Genomic DNA, 25604 nt, shown 5'->3' with positions numbered 1-25604 from the left:
GCGGTCATGTGCACCTGTCCGGATCGGTCGTGGTCACCGCCACCGTCCGGTCCTACCTTCGAGACATGATGCCCACGGAAGTTTCGCTGTCCGATCGGCTGCGCGAGGCGGTGTCGAGCCCGGCCACCGACGATTTCGACCCGCACGCCGAATTCGGCGAGGTTCTCGCCGGGATCGGAATGGACCCCACCGACACCGGCGGCAGCATCGAGTTCATCGGAGCCGATCCGATCGTGCCCAGCGCCTTGCGGCTGGGCGCGGCCGGGGCGATCGGGCTCGCCGCGAAATCCGCCGCGCTGGCGAAACTTTCACGGTTGCGGGGTGGCCCGGGCCAGGACATCGCCGTGGACCTGCGGGCGGCGGTGCACCGGCTGGCGCCCTTCCACGGCCGGTGGGAGCGGCTCAACGGCTATCCCCCGGGCGCTCCGGTCAACGCCTCTCCCGCGTTCGGTTTCGAGTTCTACCGCACCGCGGACGATCGCTGGGTCATGCCGTTGAACCCGTATCCGCGAATCAAGGTTGCCGCGCAACGGCTGCTCGGTGTCCCCGACGATGTGAACGCGGTGGCCGCGGCGGTGCGGCGCTGGCGGGCACGGGATCTCGAGGAAGCCGGAGCCGACGCCGGGGTGGTGCTGCCGATGCTGCGCACACTCGAGGAGTTGACAGCCGAATCGCACTTCCGTGACGGGCTGGCCGATATGCCGCTGATCGAGATCACCCGGATCGCCGACAGCGCACCGGAACCGTTGCCCGGCACCGATGATCAGCCACTGGCGGGCGTGCGGGCGCTCGGGATGGGTCATGTGATCGCCGGAGCGGGAACCGGACGCGCCCTGGCGCTGCACGGTGCCGACGTGCTGAACATTTGGCGCCCGGGCGATTTCGAGCACGACGTGACCTATCTGAGCGCGAATGTCGGCATCCGATCCAGTACCGTCGATCCCTCCGACGACGACGGCGCCCGGCTGATGCGGACGCTGCTGGCCGGCGCCGACATCTTCTTCGCCAACCGCCGCCCCCGATATCTCGACCGGATCGGGCTGACCGCGGAGCAGGCCGCGCAGCTGCGTCCCGGCATCGTTCACGCCACGATCTCACTGAACGGCGAGCGCGGGCCGTGGGCCGGCCGGGTGGGCTTCGATCAATCCGCGGGCTGCCTGACCGGCGCCATGCTGCTGGAGGGCACACCCGATCGGCCCGCGTTGTCGCCGATCACCGTGGTCAACGACTACATCGTCGCGTGGTTGCTGACCGCGGGCATCGTGGAAGCGCTGGCCCGGCGCGCGGTCGAGGGTGGCAGCTACCGGGTCCACGTCGGTCTGACCCGGGTCGCCCTGTGGATTCTCGGGATGGGTTGTTTCGACCGGACATATGCCGCGGAGATCGCCGGAACCGGCGACCTCCACCGCTGCCGGGCACCGGAGATGTTCACCGCGCAGACGCCGCTGGGTCGTTATCGCGGTCTCACCGATCAGGTATCGATGTCGGCTACCCCCGGCCGATATCGGACGGTGCTGACTCCGCGGGGCGCCGCCCGGCCCGAATGGCTGGTCAGCGCGCGGTGATGCGCACCGGCATGGCGGTGATACCGGTGAACTGGTACGAGCGCAATCGCGGTGTGGGCCCGGTGATCTCGATGCGGTCCACCTTTCGCGCCAAAGTTTCGAACATGATCTCGATCTCGGTCACGGCGAGATGTTTACCGATGCAGAAATGCGGTCCGCCGCCACCGAATCCGAGGTGCGGATTGGGATCGCGGCCGATATCGAAGGACTCGGGATAGGCGAAGACGGTTTCGTCGCGGTTGGCCGACACCAGGTGCGCCATCACCTTGTCCCCGGCGCGGATCAGTTGCCCGCCCACCTCGGTATCGGTGACTGCGGTGCGGCGGAACACCTTCGTCGGTGAGACCCAGCGCACGATCTCCTCCGCGGCCGTGCGCGCCAGCTCCGGGTCGCGCTGCAGGCGCGCCCATTGATCGGGGAATTGCGCGAACGCCTCGACGCCACCGGCGATCGAGTAGCGGGTGGTCTCGTTGCCCGCGACGGTCATCAGGATGAAGAAGGCCTGGAATTCCTCGTCGGTCAGCTGATTTCCCTGCGCGTCCGGGCTGACCATCTTCGTCACGGTGTCGTCGAGCGGGCAACGGCGGCGCTGCGCGCCCAGTTCGGCGGCATAACCGGACATACCGACGACCGCGTCCCGGGTGGCCTCCGCACCGCCGTGCTCGTGATCGGTCTGCCCGGCGATGGCGCGTGACCATTCGAAGATCAGATGACGATCCGAACGCGGGATGCCCATCAGCTCGGCGATCACGATCAGAGGCAGTTCGGCGGCCAGGGTCGGGATCAGATCGAACTCGCCCTTCGCCAAGGCATTGTCGACGATCGCCGCACATTCCTCCGCGATCCTGGGCCGCAGGCGATCCACCGCGCGCGGGGTGAAGCCCCGGTTGACCAAACCCCGGATCCGGCTGTGCCGGGGCGGGTCCTGGTGAATCATCATCCGCCGCTGCACATCGATGGCGACCTCGTCGAACTCCTGCGGCTGCGAACCCTTGCGCTCGGAGGAGAACAGTTCCGGATGACGGGCCACGTGAACGATATCCGCGTGCCGGGTCAGTGCCCAATGTCCTTCGGGTACTTCGGGATCGCGGTGATGGAAGACCGGCGCCTGCCGGCGCAGCACCGCGAAGTCGGCGTACGGCGGTCCGTCGAGATAGCGTTCCTGATCGAAGACGTCGATGGTGTCGAGGCTGGTCAAGGGGATGGCTCCTTCACGGTCGGCCGTTTCGGCGGCTCCCCGCGGTGGCGCACCGGATCTGTGACGGGCGAGATCTGTTGCGGGCGAGCATGTTTGCGCACCGCAAGCCTAGGAACGAGAAAGGTCGATCGGCACCCCTATCACGGTGCGGGTGACCCCCTAGGGCCTGAGAACACGGCACGGCGGACCGGAGGTTCGCCGGCGTCGCTCGCTACTGGCCGCGAGTCGACACCGAACAAGTCCTCCTAACCGTGGCGGCACGGACGGACTGCCACGATCGGAGCGACAACCTTGGTTGTCAACGAGAAATCGGATCACCGACGACGCTCCGAGTTCCGCCGTTCGACAACCTTAGTTGTCACCTCGACAATCCGCGCCTACTCGGCAGCTCCCCGCTGCGGCCACCGCTTCCGCGCCGCTTGCCGGGTGATGCCCACCAGGCGGCCGACCTCCCCGTAGGACGCCCCGGCCGCCAACGCCGCGAACGCGCATTCGTCCACCCGCTCCGCCGCGGCCCGCCGCGCCGCCTCCGCTTCGGCCAGCTCGTCCAGAACCGAACCGGCGCCCGCAACCGAGGTCTCGGCGTCGCCGACGACCAGCGGGCGCAGGCACGGGCCGAGCAGTTCGACCAGGCGTTCGGCCGGCGCATCGGCCACACCGGGCAGATGCACCATGTAGCGGGCGATCAGCACGCCGAGTACCAGAGTGCCGATCAGTACCGACCGCCGCTCGGCGTCCGGGCCGACCAGCACCCGCGTCCACGGACTGGTCTCGGGATTCATGATCGCGCAGCGCACCGCGTGCGCCGCCTCGGGATGGGTGAGCATCGACCGCAGCACCGGCATGGTCCGGTCCTCCTTGCGGTCCACATCGGCGAGGGCATGCCGGAGCAATCGCTCACCCAGTTCCTCGGGTGGACCCTCGAGCGCATCGTCGAGCGTGACCGGAATGCCCGCGACCTCGTCGAAGAGCGCGCTCTTGGTACCGAAATGCTGCATCACCAGCGCCGGGTCGACATCGGCGCGCTGCGCGATGGCTCGGATGGTGGTCTCGATGTAGCCGCGCTCGGCGAACAGCTCCCGCGCCGCCTCCAGAATCAGCTGCCTGGTCTGGCGACGGCGCTGCGCACGACTGGCGGGAGCCGCCTCGACTTCTTGAACCGGCATCGCAACCTCACTCAACACATGTAGACGAAAATGGCCTCGAGACCTATGCTGATTCGAGTCTACAAGCGTAGAGCGATGTGCAGCGCCGCGCAGTGGCTCGCGCTACCTTCCTTCCGAATCCTTCGAACGGACTGTCGATGACCAGCCGAGATATCCAGCCCGACACCCGAATTCCCGGCGCTGACGCGCCGGCGGATCCCGCCACCATCACCCGCAATCGCAGATTGTCGATCGCGCTCGGTGTCATCGTGACGTGCCAGCTCATGGTCGCGGTGGACAGCAATGTCGTCAATATCGCGCTGCCCGAGATCCAATCCGGGCTCCGGATGTCGGCGCAATCGCTGGCCTGGGTCTTCAGCGCCTACTCGCTGGCCTACGGCGGCCTGCTGTTGCTGGGCGGCCGGGCCAGCGACATCCTCGGCCGGCGCCGGATGTTCTCCTGGGGTCTGGGGCTGCTGGTCGTGGCCTCGATTCTGGGCGGCATCGCTCCCAACGGCGGCCTGCTGATCGCCGCGCGGGCGCTGCAGGGCGTCGGATTCGCCTTCGCCGGACCGGCGGCGCTGTCGATGATCGCGGCCACGTTCGCCGAGGGCCCGCAGCGCACTCGGGCGCTGGGCGTCTTCTCGATGGTCACCGGGCTCGGGATCACCCTCGGGCTGATCGTCGGCGGTGTGCTCACCACCTTCAGCTGGCGCCTGGTGTTCTTCATCAATGTGCCGATCGGCATAGCGACAATCCTGCTGGCCCGGCGCTACCTCGACGAAACCGAACGCCACCGCGGCACTTTCGATCTGCTCGGTGCGATCGTGTCCACCCTGGGCATGGTCGGCATCGTCTACGCCCTGACCAATGTGACCCACGGCTGGACCGCTCCCGGGACCGTCGTGCCGTTCGTCGCCGGTGTGGTGCTGGTGGCGGGATTCGTCTTCATCGAACGCCACGCCGAACAGCCGATCATGCCGTTGCGCCTGCTGGGCAACCGGATCCGGGCCGGGGCCTATCTGATCTTCGTCCTGCTGATGGCCACCATGGCCGGCACCTACATCCTGTTGTCGCTCTACATCCAGGACGCGCTCGGCTTCAGCCCGCTGGTCGCCGGACTCGCCTTCCTGCCCATGGCCATCGTGCAGTTCGCGGTGGCGAAGTGGGCGCCGAAACTCATCGCCCGGTTCGGACGCAAACAGATTCTGGTGACCGGTGTGATTTTGATGCTCGCCGAAGCCGTTTGGCTGACCACCACCACCGGCACGAGCAATTACCTCACCGGCGTTCTCGCGCCGTTCATCCTGCTCGGCGCCGGCCTGAGCCTCGCGTTCGTCACCCTGAACATGACCGTGCTCGGTGGCCTTGAACCACGGGATATGGGTGCGGCATCCGGACTGCTGCAAGCCACCCAGCAGATCGGCCTGTCCCTCGGCGTCGGCATCCTGACCACCATCTATCAATCCGCCCGCACCGACCGCGAACGTTCCGGCGCCGCGGTCGAAGCCGCGCTGGCGCACGGGTTGTCCACAGCGGTCATCGCGGCGGTCGTCTTCGCCGCCGCGGCGCTGGTGATCAGCCTGGTCGTGATCAGGGAACCGAAACAACCGGCCGCGTGACACGGTGCTCCCCTCCGGGTTCGAGCCCGGAGGGGAGCACCGGAGTTTCACGCGGCGCCGCGCTGGGTGAGCCCGCCACCGTGCAGGTAGGCCGCCAGGTCGCCGCGGCCCTTCACCCGCAACTTCCGGTAGACCCGGGTCAGATGTTGTTCCACCGTACTGACCGTGATGTACAGCTCGGCCGCGATCTCCCGGTTGGTGCGACCACCGGCGGCCAGCGTCACAACTCGACGTTCGGCAGCGCTCAGAACGTCGCTGTCACTCTCGGCCCGGCTCGACGGTGACACGGGAAATACCGATTCGATCGGCCTGCGGCCGATATCGAGCCGTTGCAGTAACGGCTCCAGGGATAGTTCCTCCGCCAGCCGGGTCGCACGCTGTGCCGTCTGCCGCGCTCGGCGGGGCTCTCCCAGCCGCACCTGGACCTCGCTCAGATCGGCGAGGGCGGCGGCCAACTCCATCCGATCCGGCGCGTTCTCCAGGGCCTCGATGGCTCGCACCAGGAGATCGCGGCGGGTCCCGGCGTCTCGTTCGGTCGCCGCGACGGTACGCAGCGCGATCCCGTACGCCCGGGGCTGGCTCGCACTCGTGCGGCCGAGTTGTTCGGCGGCCAATTCGGCGGCGTGGCGCTCACGCCCCAGACGCAGCAGCACCGCCACCGCATCGGCCCGCCACGGCAGGAAGGTGGGCTGGTCGATTCCCCATTCGCCCATCAGCCGGCCACAGGTCGACAAATCGTCCAGCGCCGCCTGCAGCCGATCGCCCGCCAGCAGCCGGCGGCCCCGGGCGTAGAGGAACTGCACGCCGTAACGGGTGTCGAAGACCGCGGCGGGCAGCTGAATCAGGCAATCGCCGGCGGTCTGCCAGTCCCCCAGCGCCGTTGCCGCGATCAGCACCCGCGAGACGACGGTGCCGAGCGCCACCCCCCATGCCTGCCGAGATATCAGATCCAGAGCCGCCAGCCCATCGCGCCGGGCCGTCACCATATCGCCGCGCCGGATGGCGATCTCGGCACGCGTGGTGGTCAGGATCGCCTGCCAGGTCACCGCATCCTGCGCCACCGATTCTCGCAGCAGCGATTCGCACCACCGCTCCGCGAGATCGACGCGATCGGCGTGCGCCAGAGCCAGCAGCGCCGACACGATCGACGGCAACGAGGAGATCGACAGCCGAGTGGTCTGCAACAACCACTCCGCGGTCGCAACGGTGTGCTCGTCGGGACCGATCTCGAGTACCTCCGCCAGCAGCCCCGGACCGCGCACGGACCGGTTGGCGACGATGCGCACTCGCGCGCCACCCGAGGGTTCGCCCAGCCGGGCGGCCCCGGCCAGCAGACCTGGATGGGTGGACCGCATCCACGTCCGGATCGAGGCGAGATCGGCGGAGCAGCGATCGTCCAGCGCGGCGTCGGTCTGTTCGATGTGCGCGAGGATCGTGGTCGCCGCACCCGCGCGCCCCTGCCACAGCAACGGATTCAGCAACCCGATCATCTGATCGACGGACACCCGGCCGGCACGCACCGCGTCCAGGACGGTCGCCACGGATTCGGTGATGGCGTCCGGATTGCTGCGTGATTCCACGTGAATGCGCAGAATCGCCAGTGCCACTTGCTCTTCCGCGGTCGTCACCATGGGCTCGGCGGTGCGCAGGCATTTGCCGGCGCACTCGGGATCGTCGCGCTGCAGCGCCTCCCGCGCAGACGCGAGCAGGATCTCGAGCGCCCAGGGTTCGCGAACGCAGCCGGCCGCGACCAGATGGACCGCGATCCGATCGGGCCGGCGGTCGTCCTCGTACAGCAGACCGGCAACGCGGCGATGCAGTTCGGCACGCTCGGCGGCGGACAGTTCGCCGAGAACCGCGGCCTGTGCCGCCGGGTGCCGGTACCTTTCCCCGTCCAGAATGCCCGCGTCGGTGAGCGCGGGCACGATCGCCGCGGCCGTGGCCTCGTCCTCGCCGATCAACTGCGGCAGAAGGGCGAAGGACTCCGATTCGGCCAGCACCGCCAGGCAGCGAGCCGCCTCGAGGAACCGGCGGCTGCCGCGATGCGCGCACACCAGCGCGGCCTTGGCGAACTCGTCACCGGCGATGGGTTCCGAAAGCCGTTGCGCCAGAGCCAATCCGGCCGAACCGTTGTCCTCGGTGAGGGCGCGCAGCAGAAACGGGCTGCCACCGGTGAGGCGATACCAGGACTGCGCCAGAGCCGAGCCCACCGGCACGCCGATTCGCTCGGCCAGCATTTCGCGGACGCCCTCGACCGACAGTGGGCCGGTGCGCAGCAGGTGAAACCGGGGACGGCGGAGTAATTCGGTGATCAGCACCGCGCGCTGGTCACCGGCGAACGACGGGAGATCGGAGCGAGTCCCGATGATCACGACCCGGGCGGAACGCAGGCGGCCACTGAAATAGACCAGCGACTGCAGCGAGGCCAGATCGGCGTACTGAAGGTCGTCGACGATGATGGCGACCGGCGCCTGGGCCGACAATCGCCGCACGATCGCCCACAGTTCCTGGTTCGCATGGTTGGGTAGGAACTGCGTGTCCCGGTCACGGCCGCTCAGCCGGGCGGCGCTGTCGGACAGCAACTCCCGGGCGCGCCCGTGATCGGCGAGGTCACGCAGGCTCGCGAACAACTGCTGCAGAATCCCGAATGCCTGATCGCACTCACGCGGCGAACCAACGGCTTCGAGAATTATCGCGCCCTGGCCGGACACCTGTTCGGCGAATACTTCCAGCAATTCCGTCTTACCGCTCCCGACGGGACCGGTGATCAGTGATATACCACCCTTGCCGGCAATACATTGGCGATAGATTCGCTCCAGAGTTACAAGCTGTGATCGACGTTCGACAAACAACGGGGCGCCCTCATCTCGCTCTTGGCGACCACGCACCGGGGATCGAAGAACCTCGTCGTTCCGCCCTGAGGCACCGCGTTACGGGACCTCGGGGCAGCCCCGTACCGTTCAGACCGAATAGCGCACGATATTCCGAAATGCGGCACCGTGTCGTTCTGTTCGGCTGTGTGAATTGCGGTCGGCCGAATCGAAGCATTACCGTGCTGCTATCGTAACCGACCATCGGACCGTGCGCAGGCCACCGTAGCGGGGCCGCGGTCGGCTCTTAACCGGAATACAGGGTCTTTTTCTGTTTTCGCGATTCCGTTCACACTGAGCAGAAAAGGCGCCGTCGAAATCTCAGCCGAACACCTGCTGGGCCAGGTCCGGGCGGAACTGGACATACTCGAATTCGACTCCGTCGGGATGGCGGATCAGGAAGCCACGACCGGCCGGCCCCTCGAACGGCGGCACGGTCACCTCGCCGCCGGCCCGCTCTAGCAGAGTCAGCGTCGCATCGAGGTCCGCGACGATCACCGGCCCGACCGTGCCGCGATACCGGGCCAGCGCCTCGTCGGTTCCGGCCACCACACAGAAGTCGCCGATGAGCGCGATATCGAAGCGGCCGAAGGTGACCTGGAAGTCGGGCGCGCGGCCGACGAGTTCGCGCAGCACCTCGACGGTGCCGTTCACATCGTTGGTCAGGACACGAGCATAGGTCTTGCGGGTCATGGAATCTCCTGAGGTCGTGGCTGCCGCCGCGGCCGGTCGGCACCGACCAACCGCAGCACCTGTCTTGCGACACTGTCGTTTTCGCGGAAGCCGAGCGCGTTGGTGCGCGGTCTGCTGAACGCGCCCGCGATGCGCAGACTGGTGTGCGGTCCGAGCGCGAAACGCCGCGGGTGCGCGACGCCGTCGGCATCGAAGAGCTGTCCGTCGATACCGGAGGTGTGGATGCGGCCGGTGCTGTGGATCGACGATTCACCGACCAGTCGCTCCGCGCCCAGGCGGCCGCGATCGTGCAGGGCCCGCACGATGGGGTTGGTCGTGCGGCTCACATCCGGTGACGGCAGCCGGGCGTCGACGAGCGTCGTCGACGCGACCGTGCCGGGCGCTTTTCGGCTACCACCCAGGAACAGGCCGCGCTCCTCGTCGGTCGCCACCCACATCTCGGGACCTACGAACGAGACGATCCCGGCGCGTTCCAGGGCAAGCAATTCCTCGAGCCGCGCCCGGGGCGGCCCGCTGCCTATATAGCTGAAGAAGCCGAACCACCAGCCGTCCACATCGAACAGTTGCGATGCCGGGTCGAGCTTTCCGGTGGCGACGGCGGCCGGCAGTTGCCGGAACACGGAGAGCATCGCGGTGACCGCGCCCAGGTCCGCGCTGAACGTCGAATCACCACCACGGTCGAGTACCTGCACGATATGGTCGCGCACCCGGGCGGCCATCTCGTGCGAATCCGTGGCGGTCACCGCGGCCAGGGGACGGTCCAGTTCGATCGGATCGAACCGGTCCTCGGCGGCGGGAACCGCCTTGGTGACCAGCGTGCGCATTTCCGCTGTGTCCCAGTCTAGTTCGCTGTAGCGCTCGGCGAATTCCGTGAACTCCATCCGCACCCGCTCGGGGTGGGCGGTGAACAATTCGGTGTAGTAGCCCCAGCCGAGTTCCTTCGCGATCAGCGGCCACAGATCCAGGCGGAACCGGATCGGTGCGGGACGCGCCGCCAGGGCGGCGATCTCGGCCGGGCCGAAGAAGCGCGGCAATTCCGCTGCGGCACCGAGCAATCCGTAAGCGGGCTTGGGCCGGTACGGGACACCGCGGCGGCTCCCGATGAACAGGATGGGCTCGGCGCCGGAGGGCCGATAGACGAGTTCATCCCCCGCACCGGTCTCGTACCTGCCGCCGCGTCCTTCGGTCAGCAGCGTCAGCATATCGATGAACGCGAGCCCGAATCCGCGTACCAGCACCGATTCCCCGGGCTCGATCGGCGACAAGTCGGTATCGGCGGTATAGCCGGGGGGAAAGTACTTGCGGTGGTGCCGGCGCGCGAAATCGGCGAGTGATCGTCCGGCCGCGTCGGTTTCGCCGTCGAGGTGGCCGACGGTCAGCACCACCGCGTCGACCCGCACCGGCTGCCGTTCGTCGCGCAGCCACACCAGTTGATCGCCGTCGCCGGATTCGGTGAGGTCGACGGCCTCGGTGGTGTGCACACTCACCTCGACCGAATCCGTTCTCGTGTCGAGGATCCGCCGATAACACCACGACAGATAGGCACTCTGCATACGACGAGTGTGAAAAGTGGCAGGCGTGGCGCGGTGTAGTTCGTCGCGCAGACCCGGATCGATTTCGGCGGTCAGCGTGCCGTCGCGCACCTGCTGAATCCATTCGGCCAGTGTGGGTCCCGGTACCGGCGGCCCCTCGCACTGCACGCTGTCGTCGGTGAACATGGTGACGTCGGCGGCCTTGGAATTCATCAACAGCAGCGGCGACTGGTCGTGGCGCCACACGCGGCCGGGCCCGGGGGGATACGGATCGATCAGATGGACCACGAGCCGCCGGTCGCCGAGCAGCTCCGGCGCGCCGGCGCAGATTCGTTCCAGGACGCCGAGGCCCTTGGGACCGGCGCCCACGATGGCGACGGCCGCCGGCGCGGCGGGTTCATTCATACGGGGACTCCGCTGGATCAGCCCGGCACCGGAGCCACCGGCCGATCGGATACCTGGCGGGCGTCCGAACGCACCGCGGTCGCGGCGAGCAGCTGCTTGGTGTACGGGTCTCGGGGATGGGTGAAGACCCGGGTCGCCTCGCCGTCCTCCACGATCCGGCCGTCTTTCATCACCAGAATCCGGTCGCTGAGGTGGTGGATGACGCCCAGATCATGGGAGATGAACAGCATGGCGACGCCGAGCTCGTGCTGCAGGGCGGTGAGCAGGTCGAGAATCTGCGCCTGGACCGAGACGTCCAGCGCCGACACCGGTTCGTCGCAAACCAGGATCTCCGGTCGCGGTGCCAGCGCGCGGGCGATACCCACTCGCTGCCGCTGACCGCCGGACAGCTCACGCGGGCGGCGGTCGAGCACATTCGCCGCCAGCCCGACCTGATCGAGAAGTTCGAGGGCCCGGGTACGGCGAGCCGCACCGCGGGGTACGCCACCGCGCGCGATGGCGGCGCCGAGGATGCCGGCCACGGTGAGCCGAGGATCGAAGGAGCCCAGCGCATCCTGGTAGATCGCCTGGATCCGATGGCGATGCGGGCGGCGACGGTGTTCGCGCAGCTCGCTCCAGGGCAGTCCGTCGAAGCGGACACTGCCGGTGTCGGGCGTGGTAAGTCCCAGCACGATCCGTCCCGTCGTGGTCTTGCCCGAACCGGATTCACCGACCACACCGAGCACCTCCCCCGACCGGAGCCGGAAGGACACCTCGCGCACCGCGTGGTGGCGAACCCCGCCCGGACCGCGGTAGGACTTGCCGATCGAGTCGACCTCGAGCAGGGCGCGGCCGGTGGCGAGATCCGAATTTGTGGCGGGCACGGCCGACGGGATGCGCAACGGTGCGACGGCCACGGCGTCGGGATGCCAGCACCGGACGTCAGGGGCGCCGGGCGCGGACGTGAGGGCGGGCAATTCGCGTACGCAGTGCTCGTCGGCATGCGGGCAGCGGGCGGCGTACGGGCAGCCGGATCGCGACGCGGCATCGAGCCGGGCCGGAGCGAGATGATCGCTCCCGCCATTGTCCGGCAGGCCACCGCCGTCACCGGCTCGCAGGTGGCCGCCCGGCCCCTCCGGTGGGCCGCTACTCCGGCTCACCGACAGGCGGGTGCCCCGGCTGTCACCGGTGGGTACCGCCGCCAGCAGCGCGCGCGTGTAGGGATGCCGCGGGTCGCGCAGAATGCGTTGAGCGGAACCGTATTCCACGATGCGGCCGCCGAACATCACCGCGACCCGGTCCGCGAGCCGGGACACCACGGTCAGGTCGTGACTGATCAGCAGGATCGACATCCCGCCCGCGCGCAGCTCGCGCAGCAGATCCAGCACCTGCGCCGCGACGGTGGCGTCCAGAGCGGTGGTCGGCTCGTCGGCGAGCAGCAGATCGGGGCCCGCGGCGACGGCCGAGGCGATCAGCGCACGCTGGCGCAGTCCGCCGGAGAGCTCATGCGGATACTGGCGGGCGCGGCGCTCGGGTTCGGGCACACCCACGTCGGTGAGCAGCGACAGTACCGTGTCGTCGATGGAGCGGCGCGGGGTCGCGGTGTGAATGCGCAGCGTTTCCGCGATCTCGGCGCCGGTGCGGCGCAACGGATCCAGTGCGACCATCGCGTCCTGCAGCACCAGCGCGATGCGCCGGCCGCGCAGTCTGCGCCAGCCGGACTCGTCGACGGCCAGCAGATCGGTGCCGGAGAAGTCGAGCCGCCGCGCGGTGACGCTCGCGTCGTCGCCGGTCAGTCCCATCAGCGTCCGAGCGGTGACACTCTTACCGGAACCGGATTCACCGATGATGGCAAGACATTCCCCCGCGTGCACTTCGAACGACACATCCCGCACCGCATGGATCCGGCCCGGGCCCGACCCGAAGGCGACATCGAGTCCTTCGACGATCAATTGCGGCTCGGTCGTATCGCGGCTCCTCGCGACTCTCATGCCACACCTCGCCCGGTGAAGCGGGTGCGCAGTGCCCGTCCCACCACATTGACCGCGATCACCGTGCAGGTCACCGCGATTCCGGGGAAGACACCGACCCACCACGCGGCGGCCAGGATGCTCTTGCCCTCCGACAGCATCGCGCCCCACTCCGGAGTCGGCGGCTGCAGGCCCAGCCCCAGGAAACTCAGCGCCGACGAGTACAGCATCGAGGTCCCGAAACCGAGCGGCGCCATCACCAGCAGCGGGCCCAGCGCATTGGGCACGACGTGCCGGACGATCACCACCGGCCGCGGAATGCCCAGCCCGGTCGCGGATTCCACATAGCCGGATCGGCGAACCAGCAGTGCCTCCGAGCGCACCAGTCGTGCGTACAGCGGCAGGAACGCGATCGCCACGGCCACCGCGACATTGCCGGTACCCGGTCCCAGCGCCGCGATGACCAGCAGCGCGAGCAGCAGCGGCGGCAGGGCCAGCAGCACATCCGCACCGCGCATGAGCACCTGATCGGCGAACCTGCCGCCGAGTGCCGCGAGCAACCCGGCCACGGTGCCGATCACCACGGCCAGCGCGGTGGCCAGCACCGCGAGCAGGATCGCGGGCCGGGTGCCGTAGAGCACCCGGGTGAAGACGTCGCGGCCCAATTGGTCGGTGCCGAACCAATGCGCGGCGGACGGCGCGGCCAGCGCCTCCTTCATATCGGTCGCGGTCGGTGAGAAGTCGGTGAACAGGCCGGGCGCGACAGCCACCACGACCACGAGGGCCAGTACCGCCGCGGCCGTGACGACTGCGGGCCGGGGAATCCGGAGCCGGGTCTCGAGCGCCGCGGCCGTTTCCGGCACGGCGATATCAGGAGCGGTCAACGGTCAGTCTCCGTTCGTGCGGATACGCGGATCGAGAGCGAGCTGCAGCAGATCGACGAGGGTGGAGATCACCACGAACACCACGGCCGACAGCAGGATGACGCCCATGACCACCGGCATGTCACGGGTGGTAACCGCCTGCAGCACAAGCGATCCGATCCCTGGGCGGCCGAAGACCGTCTCCACCGGAACGACGCCGCCGAGCAGCGTTCCGGTCAGCCAGCCGGTGAGAGTGAGCAGCGGTGCGGCCGCGTGCCGCAGGGCATGTCGCAGCCGGACCGCCGACAGGCTCGCGCCGCGTGCCCGCGCTGTGACGACGAACGGCTGGGTCAGCGCCGCCTCCAGCCCTTCGCGCAGCACCTGCGACAGCACGCCGGCGATGGACAGTGCGAGCGTGATCGCGGGCAGTACAAGCGCCGCCGGAGTCTGCGCACCGGCGACCGGGAACACCCGCAGCTCGAACGAAAACACCGTCAGCAGCAGGATTCCCACCCAGTACTGCGGCGCGGAGGTGACGACGAGTTCCGCGGTGGACACTCCCGCGCGCAGCCGGGGCCGCCGGCCGGCGGTCGCGACGGCGGAGGCGATCGCGAGCGCGAGCGCCAATACCAGTGCCGTAACGGCCAGTTCCGCGGTCGGCGCGAGCTGATGTGCGATCAGCGTGGTCACCGGCTGCTGCAACTGGTAGGAAGTCCCGAGCTGTCCGTGCAGCACCATATTCAGGTACGACAGGTACTGCTCAAGCACCGGCCGGTCGAAGCCGTAGTCGGCTCGCACCTGCGCCCGCAGTCCGGGTGAGGCGGTCAGATTCGGGCCGAGCAGCCAGTCCACCGGATCGCCCGGCAACAGCTGTAGGGCGAGGAAGCCCAGGGTGGCGGCGCCGAAGACCACCGCGACGGCGGCCAGCACACGCTTGCTGACGGCCGTCGCCACCCGGATGGCGGTGCCCCCGACGACAACGTCGGGCATGCTCAGTACTTGCACGGTCAGGCCTTCCAGGCGTCGTAGAACTGCAGCCAGCCGTTGGGGTCGAATTTCTGCCCGTGCACCCGTTGCGATGCCCCGTCGATCGCGGCCAGGACGTAGAGCGGCACCATCGCACCGGTCTGCAGTACTCGCCGCTGGGTGTCGCCGTAGAGGCGATCGCGGCCGTGTCGGTCGGTGGTGGCCGCACCGGTGCCGGTCCACTCGTCGATCTGCGGATCCTTCAGATGGGAGACGTTCTGCCCGGCGGGCGGGATATTCGCGCTGTGAAAGAACAGCCGCAGCAGATCGGCTTCCGACCGCGCCCAGCTCACCGAGAACAGCTGGAACCGGCCATCGGCGACCCTGGCGTTGTATTCGCCCGCGGTGAGATGTGGATGTTGGACCTCCACACCGATTTTCGCCAGATCCGCTTGGACGGCCTGGTCCAGGAGATTGCGCTGATCGCGGGTGCTCGATTCGGGCAGCGCCGGCCAGAACAGGCTGAGCCGCTGCCCGTTCTTGGTGCGGAAGCCCGCGCTGTCGCGGCCGGTCCAGCCCGCTTCGTCGAGCAGCCGCCCGGCGGCCTGCGGATCGTAATGCCAGGAATTCTCCACACCCGGCTCGTAGGCCGCGGTGGTGGGCGACAACGGTCCCCAGGCACGCTTGTACTGGCCGAAGTAGACGGTCTGCACATCCTGTGCCACGTCGATGCCCTGCTGGATCGCCGCTCGAACCCGCTGGTCATCCAGTGGCGCCGCGGCGGTGTTGAGGTGGACACCATAGGGCAGGCCCGGCTGATCCACCCGGCTCACCGTCAGATTCGACGCCGCCTCCACGGTGCGCACCTGGATCGGCGGGATCGCCTTGGCGATATCGACCTGGCCGCTGGTCAGCGCGCCGACCCGGGTGGCGTCCTCGGGCAGGATCCGGAAGACCAGCGAGTCGAGATAGGCCGGGCCCTGATGCGCGGCCCCTTCCGGACCCCACCGGTAGTTCGGATTGCGGGTCATCACCGCGCTCTGTCCCTTGGTGTATTCGGTGAAGACGAACGGCCCCGAGCCGACGTCGACCGGCCCGCCCGCGCACAACTTGTCCGCGGCGGTAGCGAGGGTCTGCGGTGAGTAGAACCCCAGAAACGGCGTACTCGCCGCCTGCAGGAACGGTGCGAACGGCGCCGAGAAATTGATCCGGACGGTGTAATCGTCGACGACATCGGTTCCGGTGTAGGGGCCGAGTAGATTCTTGGCGTATTGCGATTTCGTGGCCGGCGCCACGATGTGATCGAAATTCGCTTTCACAGCAGCGGCGGTGAAAAAAGTGCCATCGGTGAACGTCACGTCCTTACGCAGCGTGAAGGTGTAGCTACGCAAATCATCGGCGACGGTCCACGCCGTCGCGAGCCAGGGGTGAAATTTGTGATCGGAATCTTCCGAGACCAACGAGTCGACGACATTGCGCTGGATTTCCGCCGCGATATCGGCCGACGTCACATGAATATCGAAACACCCTGGCGCATCGTTGATTCCGAAGGTCAGAGTACCTCCGGAAACCGGCTCGGACGGCGCCGTTCCGATAGTACCGGACCCGGCACATCCGGCAACGGAGAGGACACAAACAATGGAAAGGATCACCAGCCGCAACGGCGAAATCGGACGCACATATCGGACATTAACAATCAAATTGTTCACCAGTTACCCCAGAAATGCCGTCCGGATCGCGTGAAAGCTAGGGGTTGACACCCGTATTCGCCGATCCCAGCCACTGCCGGGTGATCGCCTGCACTGCCGAACCATCGATGTCGGCGAGTTTGTCGGCCACGAAATTCCTGGAGAACTCCGAGGTTTGGATGCGGAAGGGCGGCGCGGGGTCGGTCAGCGCGTACAGCACGTACTCGGCGACCTCCGCCGAGGTCTGGACCGCGTCGGCGATCATGCCGGGCAGGTAGGCCAGATAGTTCGCGTAGGCGACCTTGTACGGCCCGGCGTCGGCGGCCGCGCGCAACGCCACCCGATCGATGGGCATGTTGTCGCCGAACGAGGAGGCGATCGGGCCCGGCTGCACGACCGACACCGTCACCCCCACCTCCGCCGCCACGGCCGCCAATGCCTCCAGATACGTTTCGGTCGCGGCCTTACCGGCGCAGTACGCCTCGTTGAACGGCTGGCCGACCGCGCCGTAGGCGCTACCCACGGTGACCAGACGCCCACCGGCCGCGCGCAGATGCGGCAGTGCGGCCCGGCTCACCGCGAGCACACCGAAGAAGTTGACCTCCATACCGGCCCGGATCTGTTCCAGGCTCAGCAATTCCAGCGTGCCGATGCTGCCGACTCCGGCATTGTTCACCACCGCGTCCAGCCGGCCGTAGGTGTCGAGCACTCCGGAGATCGTCTCCTCGATGCTGTCCGGTTCGGTGACGTCGAGGCGGCGGATGTCGAGCTCCACGCCGGCCGCGGCGGCAGCCTCGCGCAGGGCGTCGGTGCGATCGAGGTCGCGCGCGGTGGCGACTACGGTGAATCCGGCCTGGGCGGCGGCGACCGCGGCCGCGAGGCCGACACCGGAGGATGTGCCGGTGATCACGACCGTTTTCGCTGCGGGAGTTGGGTTTTCGCTCATGTTCGGACGCTAACAACCGCGTCGCGCGCATATCACCCCTAAGCAGTGCGAGGAAATGCCGGTGCCACGGCCCGGAAATAGGGGTGCATCGCACTTGACCGCGGGTGCCGACGAGTGTAGTCGAACGGGCATTCCGTCCACTGCCGCGCATGGTTTCGAAGTGCTTGCGGGACAACCGGGTTCGGCGTCTTATGTGGCGTCAACCTCGGGTGAGGCGCGGCAGCACCGTGTCGGCCAGGCAGTGCAGATCGGCCTCGCCGCACGGCCGGAATCTGATTCCGTCGAAGCCCGCGGCCAGCCATTGCTCGCACTGCGCCACCAGATCCGCGCCGGTGCCGACCACCACCGCCGCATCGGACCGCAGCGGCGTCCCTGCAAGGCGGTCGAGTTCGGCCATTCGACGCGCCGCCGCGCCGGGGGCGTCGTCGACGCATACCGTCACATCGGCGAATTTCCGTAGCGGGCGGCTGCGTTCGGACTCCAGGGCACGGACCTCCGCCAGGATGGCTCGGGACTGCTCGGGTGTCCGGGGCGTGAGCGCCACATCGTCGCAGGCCTCGGCCGCGAGCCGGTACGGAATCGTCATGTGCGCCAGTGCCCACAGTCTGGGGGCATGCCCGTGCGGTGCCCACCGCGCGCGCACCAAGGCGAGTGTCCGCGCCGCAGCGGTGAAACGGATATCCATGCCACGCAGGATCTCCGGGTCGGTCAGGTCGATATCGGGTGGTGTGGGTTCCGGCATCGGCTCCGAGCCCACGAAGCGGTTCGTCACCCGGACCTGCAGATCCAGCCCACCCCCGATGCCGGGAATCTCGAGCGAAGTGTCCTCGAGATCGGCGACGGTCACCGTGGGCACCAGGGTGCTGCGCGGGCGGGCGGTCCGCAGCCGTCGCGCGATCGACAACGCGTCGACCGCAACCAGCTGCCAGCTGCCGCGTCCGTCGTGCGCATGGGCGATGGTGTCGATACCGAGATAGTGCGGCGGGTACGCCGCGCGCTGCAACGCCTCGGCCCGGGCGACCACATCGTCGGCCCATCGCCGCGCCGAATAGTCACGCCCCACTACCGATCCGGGATGCCAGCCACCGGCCCGCAGCAGGACGACGGCAGGTATCGCCATCAGCGCCCACCATCCAGCGTGCTGATCCACCCGGCGACCGCGCCGGCGGTCCCGGCGGAACCCTCCTCCAGCACCGAATAGTGATCGCCCGCGACATCGGCGGTGTGGTCGGCGTGCGGCCAGTCCGCCTGCCAATCCGCATCCTCTCCAGGCATCCCCGGCAAGGGATCTCGGGCGCGCACCAACAGTGTGGGCACCGGAATCGGCTGGTCGGCCAGCTCAGCGGTGAGCCGAAGATAGGCACCCATCGTCGTGAGCCGATGCGCCGACAGCTCGAGCGCCAGATCGTCGATGCGCCGCACCATACCGTCGATGAGTGCGGGCATCCACCACTGTTTGCCCGTCCGGGCCGGGGTGTCGATCGGGTAGGTGTCGATCAGCGCCACCCCGCGCGGCGGCCGCTGGGCGGCGACCAGTTCGGCGGCCACCGCGTGCGCGACACAGCCGCCCAGAGACCGGCCGACCAGGAAGAAGTCCCGATCACCGACCGTGTCGAGAATCGTCGTCAGCTGCGCGTGCAAATAGGTGCGCAGATCCTCCGGCACCGCCGAATCGGCGCGAAACCCCGGGGCTTCCATGGCGTAGACCGGATGGCGATCGCCGAAAGCCCGGGCGAATCCGGCGAATTCGTGCGGGCCCGACATCGCGGTCAGCGCCGGGAAGCAGATGACCGGCGGTGCGCCATCGCCGGCGGCGAGCCGGACCGGAGGCGGTGTGGCGGTGCGGATATCGCCAAGTCCGAATCGGGGCCGGGTGTGCGATGCCGCGGTGATCAAGGCCGCGGCGGCCGCGATCTCCCCCGCCCGGTTGAGTTCGAGATACAGCGCGGGCAGCGAACCGTCACCGGCCGGGTGCGCCGCGTCGGTGCTGTTCGCCCGCAGGTGGTCGGCCAGCGCCGCCGGCGTGGGATATTCGATCGGCGCGCTCGCCGCGAGCGCGAATCCCAGGTGTGCCCGCAGTTGCTCGGTCAACTCGACAGCGGCGAGCGAGGTCATGCCCAGCTCGGCGAACGGCACCTCTGCCCGGACCCGGCTCACATCGGGGAGTCCGAGCACTCCGGCGGTAGCCCGGCGGACCAGTTCGAGCAGATCGGCGTCGGACAGCGGCTGCGGATCGGGCTCGGGTGCGGCCGCGACCGGCAGCGCGGGCACGGCGGCCTGTCCACGCACCCCCACGAGGGCGGGCCCCGGTGGCAGCCAGTAAGTTTCCCGCTCGAACGGATAGGTGGGTAGGCCCACCGCCGCCGGGCCGGGTCCGGCGATCCTGCCCCAGTCGATCTCGGCGCCCGCCAACTCCAAGCGGGCGGCGGTGGCCAGCACCGTATCGACCTCGGAGCGGTCCCGGCGTGCGGTGGCCGTCACGGTGGGGCCCGTGCTGTCCGTGGCGGACACGGTGGCGATCGCGGAGGGTGTGAGATGCGCGTCGGGACCGATTTCCACCAGGTCGGTGACACCGAGCCGGACCAGCTCGCGCACGGCCTCGTGGAACAGCACCGGCTGCCGGACCTGGCGCACCCAGTACTCGGGGGTGGCGATCGCGTCGGCGGGGACGACCGTGGCGCTCACCGTGGACACCAGTGGAATCGACGGCTGGCCGAAAGGCAGTGCGGCTATGGCCTTTCCGAACCCGTCGAGCATGGGATCCATGCACCGGGAATGGAAGGCGTGGCTGACCTCGAGCCTTCGCACTCGGCGCCCGTGCGCCAGCACGGTGTCGCGCACCTTCTCGATGCCATCGGCCGACCCGGATACCACGATCGCCGTGGGCCCGTTGACCGCGGCGAGATCGACCACGTCGTGCCACCCGGGCGCGGCCGAATCCAGCTCCGCCACAGACATTTCCACCGCGAGCATCGCACCGGCCGACGGGAGTTCCTGCATGCGGGCAGCACGCTCGGCCACGAGTCCGGCCGCGGCCTCGAGGGTGAGCATTCCGGATACGTGCGCGGCGGAGATCTCGCCGATCGAGTGACCGCAGACGTAATCCGGTACCGCACCCCAGGATTCGAGCAGGCGGAACAACGCGACCTCGAACGCGAACAGTGCGGGCTGCGCGATGACGGTCCGTGCCGAGGCCACCGGATCGTGCGCGTCCCGGACGAGGGCGGCCAGCGAACCATCGATCCGCCCGCGCAGCCGATCATCCAGCACGGCGAGGATCTGCTCGTAGGTTTCCGAGAACACGGGAAAGCGTCGCGCGAGCGCAGCTCCCATTCCGGGCCGCTGGCTGCCCTGACCGGTGAACAGATAGCCGACGACACCGCCGCGTCGCACCCTGCCGGACACCGCGGTGGGAGCTGGCGCGCCTTCGGCCAAGCTCGTCAGCCGATCGGCGAATTCGGCTGCGCCGGAGCCGATCACCGTCGCTCGGTGCGCCAGGCGCGCTCGGCCGGTGAGGAGACCGCGGGCGATATCCGCCGGATCGGCCCGCGGATGACGGCGTACATGGTCGGCGAGGTCGCGCGCCTGACGCCGCAATGCCGCATCCGTGTGGGCGGACAGCAACCAGGCCGTCGTTCCGGTGCGGGCCGCCGCATCGCTGTCACCACCGGTCGCGATCGTCCCGGTCTCGACTACCGGTGCTTGCTCCAGGATCAGGTGCGCATTCGTCCCACTCACCCCGAACGCCGACACCCCCACCCGGCGCGGGCGGCCCGTATCCGGCCACGCCACCGACTCCGACAACACCCGCACCGCATCCGCCGGCCAATCCACATGCTCGCTCGGCACAGCCGCGTGCAACGACGCCGGCATCACACCCGCCCGCAACGCACCGACCATCTTGATCACCCCACCGACACCCGCCGCGGCCGCGGTGTGGCCAATATTCGATTTGAGGGACCCGATATACAGCGGATGGCGGCGCTCGGCCCGCCCATAGGTCTGGATCAGCGCGTTCGCTTCGATCGGATCGCCCAACGTAGTGCCGGTTCCGTGCGCCTCGACCGCGTCGATCTCGGCCGCGTCCAATCCCGCGGCCGTCAGCGCCCGGCGTATCACCCGCTGCTGCGCGGCGCCGTTGGGCGCGGTCAGTCCGTTGGAAGCGCCGTCCTGGTTGATCGCGGTGGAGCGAATCACGGCCAGTACTTCACGCCCCGATCGCTGCGCATCCGACAGCCGTTGCAGCACAACCACTCCCACGCCCTCGGCCCAGCCGGTGCCGTTCGCCCCGGCCCCGAACGAACGGCACCGCCCATCCGGCGACAACCCTCGCTGCCGGGAGAACTCGATGAATCCGGCAGGTGAGGTCAGCAGGGTCACCCCGCCGGCCAGAGCCAGATCGCATTCACCTGTGCGCAGTGCCGTGACGGCCAGGTGTATCGACACCAGCGACGAGGAGCAAGCGGTATCCACCGACACCGCCGGCCCCTCCAAACCGAACGTGTACGCCACCCGCCCCGATGCCACGCTCGCCGACGTGCCGACACCCAGATACCCCTCCAATTCCGGCGGAATCGCGGACCAGTAACCGTCGCCGTAATCGTCGGCGACGATGCCGGTGTAGACGCCGGTATTGCTGCCCCGCAACGACAACGGATCGATACCCGCGTTCTCCAGCGCCTCCCACGACACCTCCAGCAGCTGCCGCTGCTGCGGATCGGTCGCCAACGCCTCCCGCGGCGACATACCGAACAACCCCGCATCGAAATCCGCCACACCGGAAATGAATCCACCCGACCGCACATACGACGCCCCCACCCGCGTGGGGTCCTCGTCGAACAGCCCGTCGGCATCCCAGCCGCGGTCGGCCGGCCACGGGCCGATCGCGTCCATACCACCGGCGACCAGATCCCACAGCTCGTCCGCCGAACGGACCCCGCCGGGATACCGGCAGCCCATCCCCACCACCGCGATCGGCTCGACCGCGGCGGAGCGCAGCCGCTGGAGTTCGGCGCGCAGGTCCTGAGTCTCGGCGATCGCCTTTTTCAGGTAGGCGCGCAGTTTCGCTTCGCGCGAGGTGCCGGGCTGATCGCCGGATGCGCGGGGCGGGGTTGCGATGGTCACGAATTCCTCCCGACGTCGACGATGTCGAACAGTTCGTCGTCACTGGCTTGGTCGAGGTCGATGTCCTGGCCGAGGTCGCCCCCGGGATCGATGTCGCCGGACGGCCCGGCATCGGCGAGGACGGCCCGCAATCGCAGCAGGGCGGAGTCGTCGGCCACGCCGTCGCGCAGCGCCGCTGCGAGCCGGTCGACCAGGTCCGCGACATCCGCGCGTCGAGTCGCACCGAGCAGCGTGGAGATGTGCGCGGCAATGGCCTCGGGGCTGGGATGTTCGAAGGCCAGCGTGGTGGGGAGCCGCAGACCGGTCGCCCGGCTCAGCCGTCTGGTGAGATCCACCGCCGAGACCGACTCGAACCCCAATTCCTTGAGCGGCGACTCGACGACGAGTTCATCGTCCGGTTCCAGCCGCAGCACCGTCCGTATCTCCGCCTCGACCAATTCGCGCACCGCGGTCAGACGCTGTCCGTCCGGCAGCTCCGCCAGGGCCGCGCCGCGGGTTTCGTCGTCGCCGAAGCGGTCGTCGTCCCCGGTGACCGAGGTGACCCCCGGCAGCGCGACGGTACCGTCGAGCCAGTATCGGCGTCGCTCGAAGTCGTAGGTGGGCAACGGAATCGGTGTCGTGCCGGTCACCAAGGCCGACCAGTCCACGGACACCCCGCCGACCTCCAGCTCCGCCGCGGACTGCAGGAATCGGGCCAGGTCTCCCTCGTCGCGTCGCAGCGTCGCGGTGGTCAGCCCATCCGGCGAGGCGGAGTTCTCGATGGTGGTCGCCAGCGGGCCGGTCAGCACCGGATGCGGGCTCACCTCGACGAAAACATCGCACCCGCTGTCGATCGCGACTCCGGCGGCGGTGTGGAACTGCACGGTTTCGCGCAAGTTCCGGTACCAGTACCCGGCGTCGAGTTCGTCGGCGGACACCGGCGCACCGGTCACCGTCGAGATCATCCGGACCGTCGCCGGTTTCCGTCGCACCTCACCGAGTTCGGCGAGCAGATCCTGCGCCACGGCGTCGACGACCGGCGAGTGGCCGGCCAATTCGGCGTCGAGCCGGCGAGCCCGGATTCCATCGGCCGCGCAGGTGGCGATCAGCCGGTCGATACCGTCCGAATCGCCCGAGACCACCACGGCCCCGGTGCCGTTCACCGTCGCGATATCGACCCCGCTCACCTCGCGCAGCAGCTCCCGGGCTCGTTCCTGCGGCAGCGCGAGCGATGCCATCGCGCCGCGCCCGACCAGGCGGGCGAGCAATGTGCTGCGCACAGCCACGATGCGCGCGCCTTCCGCGAGGCTCAGGATGCCCGCGGCGCAGGCCGCGGCCACCTCGCCCTGACTGTGGCCGATCACTACATCGGGGATGATCCCGGCCGATTCCCACAGCGCCGTCAGACCCATCATCACCGTCCACAGGGCGGGCTGATCGACCTCGACCTTCGATCGGCCGGCCAGGGTGCCCGCACCCGAGCGCAGCAGTTCGGCCACATCCCAATCGAGGTGCAGGGAGAGGGCGTCGGCGCATCGGGCGACCGCGGCCGCGAAAACCGGGGAGGTATCCAGCAAGCCGGTGGCCATCCCGGCCCACTGGGACCCGTGGCCCGGATAGACGAAGGCGACGCGCTGCCGCGACACGGCGAGGCCGTGGACGACGGTCTCGTCGGGCCGCTCGTCGGCGAAAGCGTCGAGGCGGTCGGCGAATTCGCCCGCGGTGCGGCCGATGACGACGGCGCGGTGGCCGAGCCGGGCGCGGCCGGTCGCCAACGTCCGCGCCGCCGCGGCGACGTCGATACCGGGGTGGGCACGCACATGGGTGGCCAGGCGGCGCGCCTGCCGCCGCAGTGCCGCAGCCGAATTCGCACTCACCAGCCAGGCGGCGGACGCGGGCGCCACGCCCGTCGCCGGAGCGGACTCGTCGGTACTGGGGCCTGTCGTACCCACGGTCGCGGGTTCGACTGCTCCGGTCGCGGAAACCGGTGCCTGCTCGAGGATCACATGCGCGTTGGTCCCACTCACCCCGAACGCCGACACTCCCACCCGCCGCGGTCTGCCGACCTCGGGCCACAAGACCGACTCCGACAACACCCGCACCGCACCGCCCGACCAGTCCACATGCTCACTCGGCACATCCGCGTGCAAGGACACCGGCAATACACCCGCCCGCAACGCCTGCACCATCTTGATCACCCCACCCACACCGGCGGCCGCTTGACTGTGGCCGATGTTGGATTTGAGCGAGCCCACGTAGAGGGGGTGTTCGCGACCGGGTTGTCCGTAGGTTTCGAGCAGTGCGTTCGCCTCGATCGGATCGCCCAGCGCGGTGCCGGTTCCGTGCGCTTCGACCGCGTCGACATCACCCGGTGCCAAATCGGCCGACGTGAGGGCGCGCCGGATCACGCGCTGCTGCGCCGCGCCGTTGGGCGCGGTCAAACCGTTCGACGCGCCGTCCTGGTTGATCGCGGTGGACCGGATCACCGCCAGAATCGGGAGGCCCGCCTGCTGCGCGTCCGACAACCGTTGCAGCACAACGACACCCACACCCTCGGCCCAGCCGGTGCCGTTCGCCCCCGACCCGAACGAACGGCACCGCCCGTCCGGCGACAGCGCCCCCAGCCGGGCCGCCGCCACGATGCTCGCGGGCGACGACAACAGAGTGACGCCGCCGGCGAGAGCCAGATCGCATTCACCACTACGCAGCGCCGAAACCGCCAGATGAATCGACACCAGCGACGACGAGCAGGCGGTATCCACCGACACCGCCGGCCCCTCCAAACCGAACGTGTACGCGACCCGACCCGACGCCACACTGGCGGCGCTGCCGTTGGTCAGATACGCCTCGAGATCCTCGGGGACCGTCTCGAGTCTGGTCGCGTAGTCGTTGTACATGATGCCGGTGTAGACGCCGGTATTGCTGCCCCGCAACGACAACGGATCGATACCCGCGTTCTCCAGCGCCTCCCACGACACCTCCAGCAGCTGCCGCTGCTGCGGATCGGTCGCCAACGCCTCCCGCGGCGACATACCGAACAACCCCGCATCGAAATCCGC

At 68.8% G+C, this 25604-nt stretch carries 14 protein-coding genes and 1 pseudogene; 2 read left to right on the top strand and 13 right to left on the bottom strand.

The window, feature by feature from the left end:
- Nucleotides 1-65: 65 nt before the first annotated feature.
- The gene (locus C5E41_RS19385; protein ID WP_258081078.1) at nucleotides 66-1565 is read left to right on the top strand and encodes a CoA transferase; all 1500 of its coding nucleotides are present in this window, start codon (nucleotides 66-68) and stop codon (nucleotides 1563-1565) included.
- Here C5E41_RS19385 and C5E41_RS19380 read toward each other — a convergent pair.
- Nucleotides 1552-2763, bottom strand: a complete 1212-nt coding sequence (locus C5E41_RS19380) for a cytochrome P450 (protein WP_104377229.1) — start codon at nucleotides 2761-2763, stop codon at nucleotides 1552-1554. The genes C5E41_RS19385 and C5E41_RS19380 overlap by 14 nt on opposite strands.
- 377 nt (nucleotides 2764-3140) lie before the next feature.
- A complete protein-coding gene (locus tag C5E41_RS19375; RefSeq protein WP_104377228.1) occupies nucleotides 3141-3929 on the bottom strand; it encodes a TetR/AcrR family transcriptional regulator in 789 nt (262 codons plus the stop codon).
- Nucleotides 3930-4066: 137 nt separating this feature from the next.
- On the opposite strand from C5E41_RS19375, the gene C5E41_RS19370 reads away from it, so the two are divergent.
- The gene (locus C5E41_RS19370; protein ID WP_104377227.1) at nucleotides 4067-5530 is read left to right on the top strand and encodes an MFS transporter; all 1464 of its coding nucleotides are present in this window, start codon (nucleotides 4067-4069) and stop codon (nucleotides 5528-5530) included.
- A gap of 47 nt (nucleotides 5531-5577) precedes the next feature.
- On the opposite strand, the gene C5E41_RS19365 is transcribed toward C5E41_RS19370, so the two are convergent.
- From C5E41_RS19365 to C5E41_RS19315, 11 genes and pseudogenes are all read right to left on the bottom strand, one after another.
- Nucleotides 5578-8418 (bottom strand): AAA family ATPase, encoded by a 2841-nt coding sequence (locus C5E41_RS19365; protein WP_104377226.1) that lies wholly within the window; start codon nucleotides 8416-8418, stop codon nucleotides 5578-5580.
- Between the two features lie 303 nt (nucleotides 8419-8721).
- Nucleotides 8722-9093, bottom strand: a complete 372-nt coding sequence (locus C5E41_RS19360; RefSeq protein ID WP_104377225.1) for a VOC family protein — start codon at nucleotides 9091-9093, stop codon at nucleotides 8722-8724.
- On the bottom strand, nucleotides 9090-11030 hold the full coding sequence (locus tag C5E41_RS19355; protein ID WP_104377224.1) for an FAD/NAD(P)-binding protein: 1941 nt from the start codon (nucleotides 11028-11030) through the stop codon (nucleotides 9090-9092). Before C5E41_RS19355 ends, C5E41_RS19360 begins: the two co-directional genes overlap by 4 nt.
- 17 nt (nucleotides 11031-11047) lie before the next feature.
- Nucleotides 11048-13000, bottom strand: coding sequence for a dipeptide ABC transporter ATP-binding protein (locus tag C5E41_RS19350; RefSeq protein ID WP_104377223.1), 1953 nt, complete (start codon nucleotides 12998-13000; stop codon nucleotides 11048-11050).
- On the bottom strand, nucleotides 12997-13863 hold the full coding sequence (locus C5E41_RS19345; protein ID WP_104377222.1) for an ABC transporter permease: 867 nt from the start codon (nucleotides 13861-13863) through the stop codon (nucleotides 12997-12999). The genes C5E41_RS19350 and C5E41_RS19345 overlap by 4 nt, the downstream gene beginning before the upstream one ends.
- Nucleotides 13864-13866: 3 nt before the next feature.
- Complete coding sequence (locus tag C5E41_RS19340) at nucleotides 13867-14832, bottom strand: ABC transporter permease (RefSeq protein WP_104377318.1); 966 nt, start codon at nucleotides 14830-14832, stop codon at nucleotides 13867-13869.
- Between the two features lie 17 nt (nucleotides 14833-14849).
- Entirely contained in the window at nucleotides 14850-16319 is a 1470-nt protein-coding gene (locus C5E41_RS19335) for an ABC transporter substrate-binding protein (RefSeq protein WP_219823195.1), read from the bottom strand.
- A 235-nt stretch (nucleotides 16320-16554) separates the two neighbouring features.
- Nucleotides 16555-17442, bottom strand: a complete 888-nt coding sequence (locus C5E41_RS19330; RefSeq protein ID WP_104377221.1) for an SDR family NAD(P)-dependent oxidoreductase — start codon at nucleotides 17440-17442, stop codon at nucleotides 16555-16557.
- A gap of 199 nt (nucleotides 17443-17641) precedes the next feature.
- A complete protein-coding gene (locus tag C5E41_RS19325; protein ID WP_104377220.1) occupies nucleotides 17642-18562 on the bottom strand; it encodes an LLM class flavin-dependent oxidoreductase in 921 nt (306 codons plus the stop codon).
- Nucleotides 18562-22506: pseudogene (locus C5E41_RS19320) on the bottom strand (type I polyketide synthase); the annotation flags it as partial. The pseudogene C5E41_RS19320 and the gene C5E41_RS19325, both read right to left, overlap by 1 nt.
- 56 nt (nucleotides 22507-22562) lie before the next feature.
- The coding region (locus tag C5E41_RS19315) for a type I polyketide synthase (protein ID WP_104377219.1) at nucleotides 22563-25604 on the bottom strand (3042 nt) is incomplete at its 5' end.

It is taken from the genome of Nocardia nova, from assembly GCF_002933465.1.
Lineage (GTDB): Bacteria > Actinomycetota > Actinomycetes > Mycobacteriales > Mycobacteriaceae > Nocardia > Nocardia nova_B.
The sequence above is the reverse complement of the archived record's forward strand: the minus strand, read 5'-3'. Positions and strand labels throughout refer to the sequence as shown.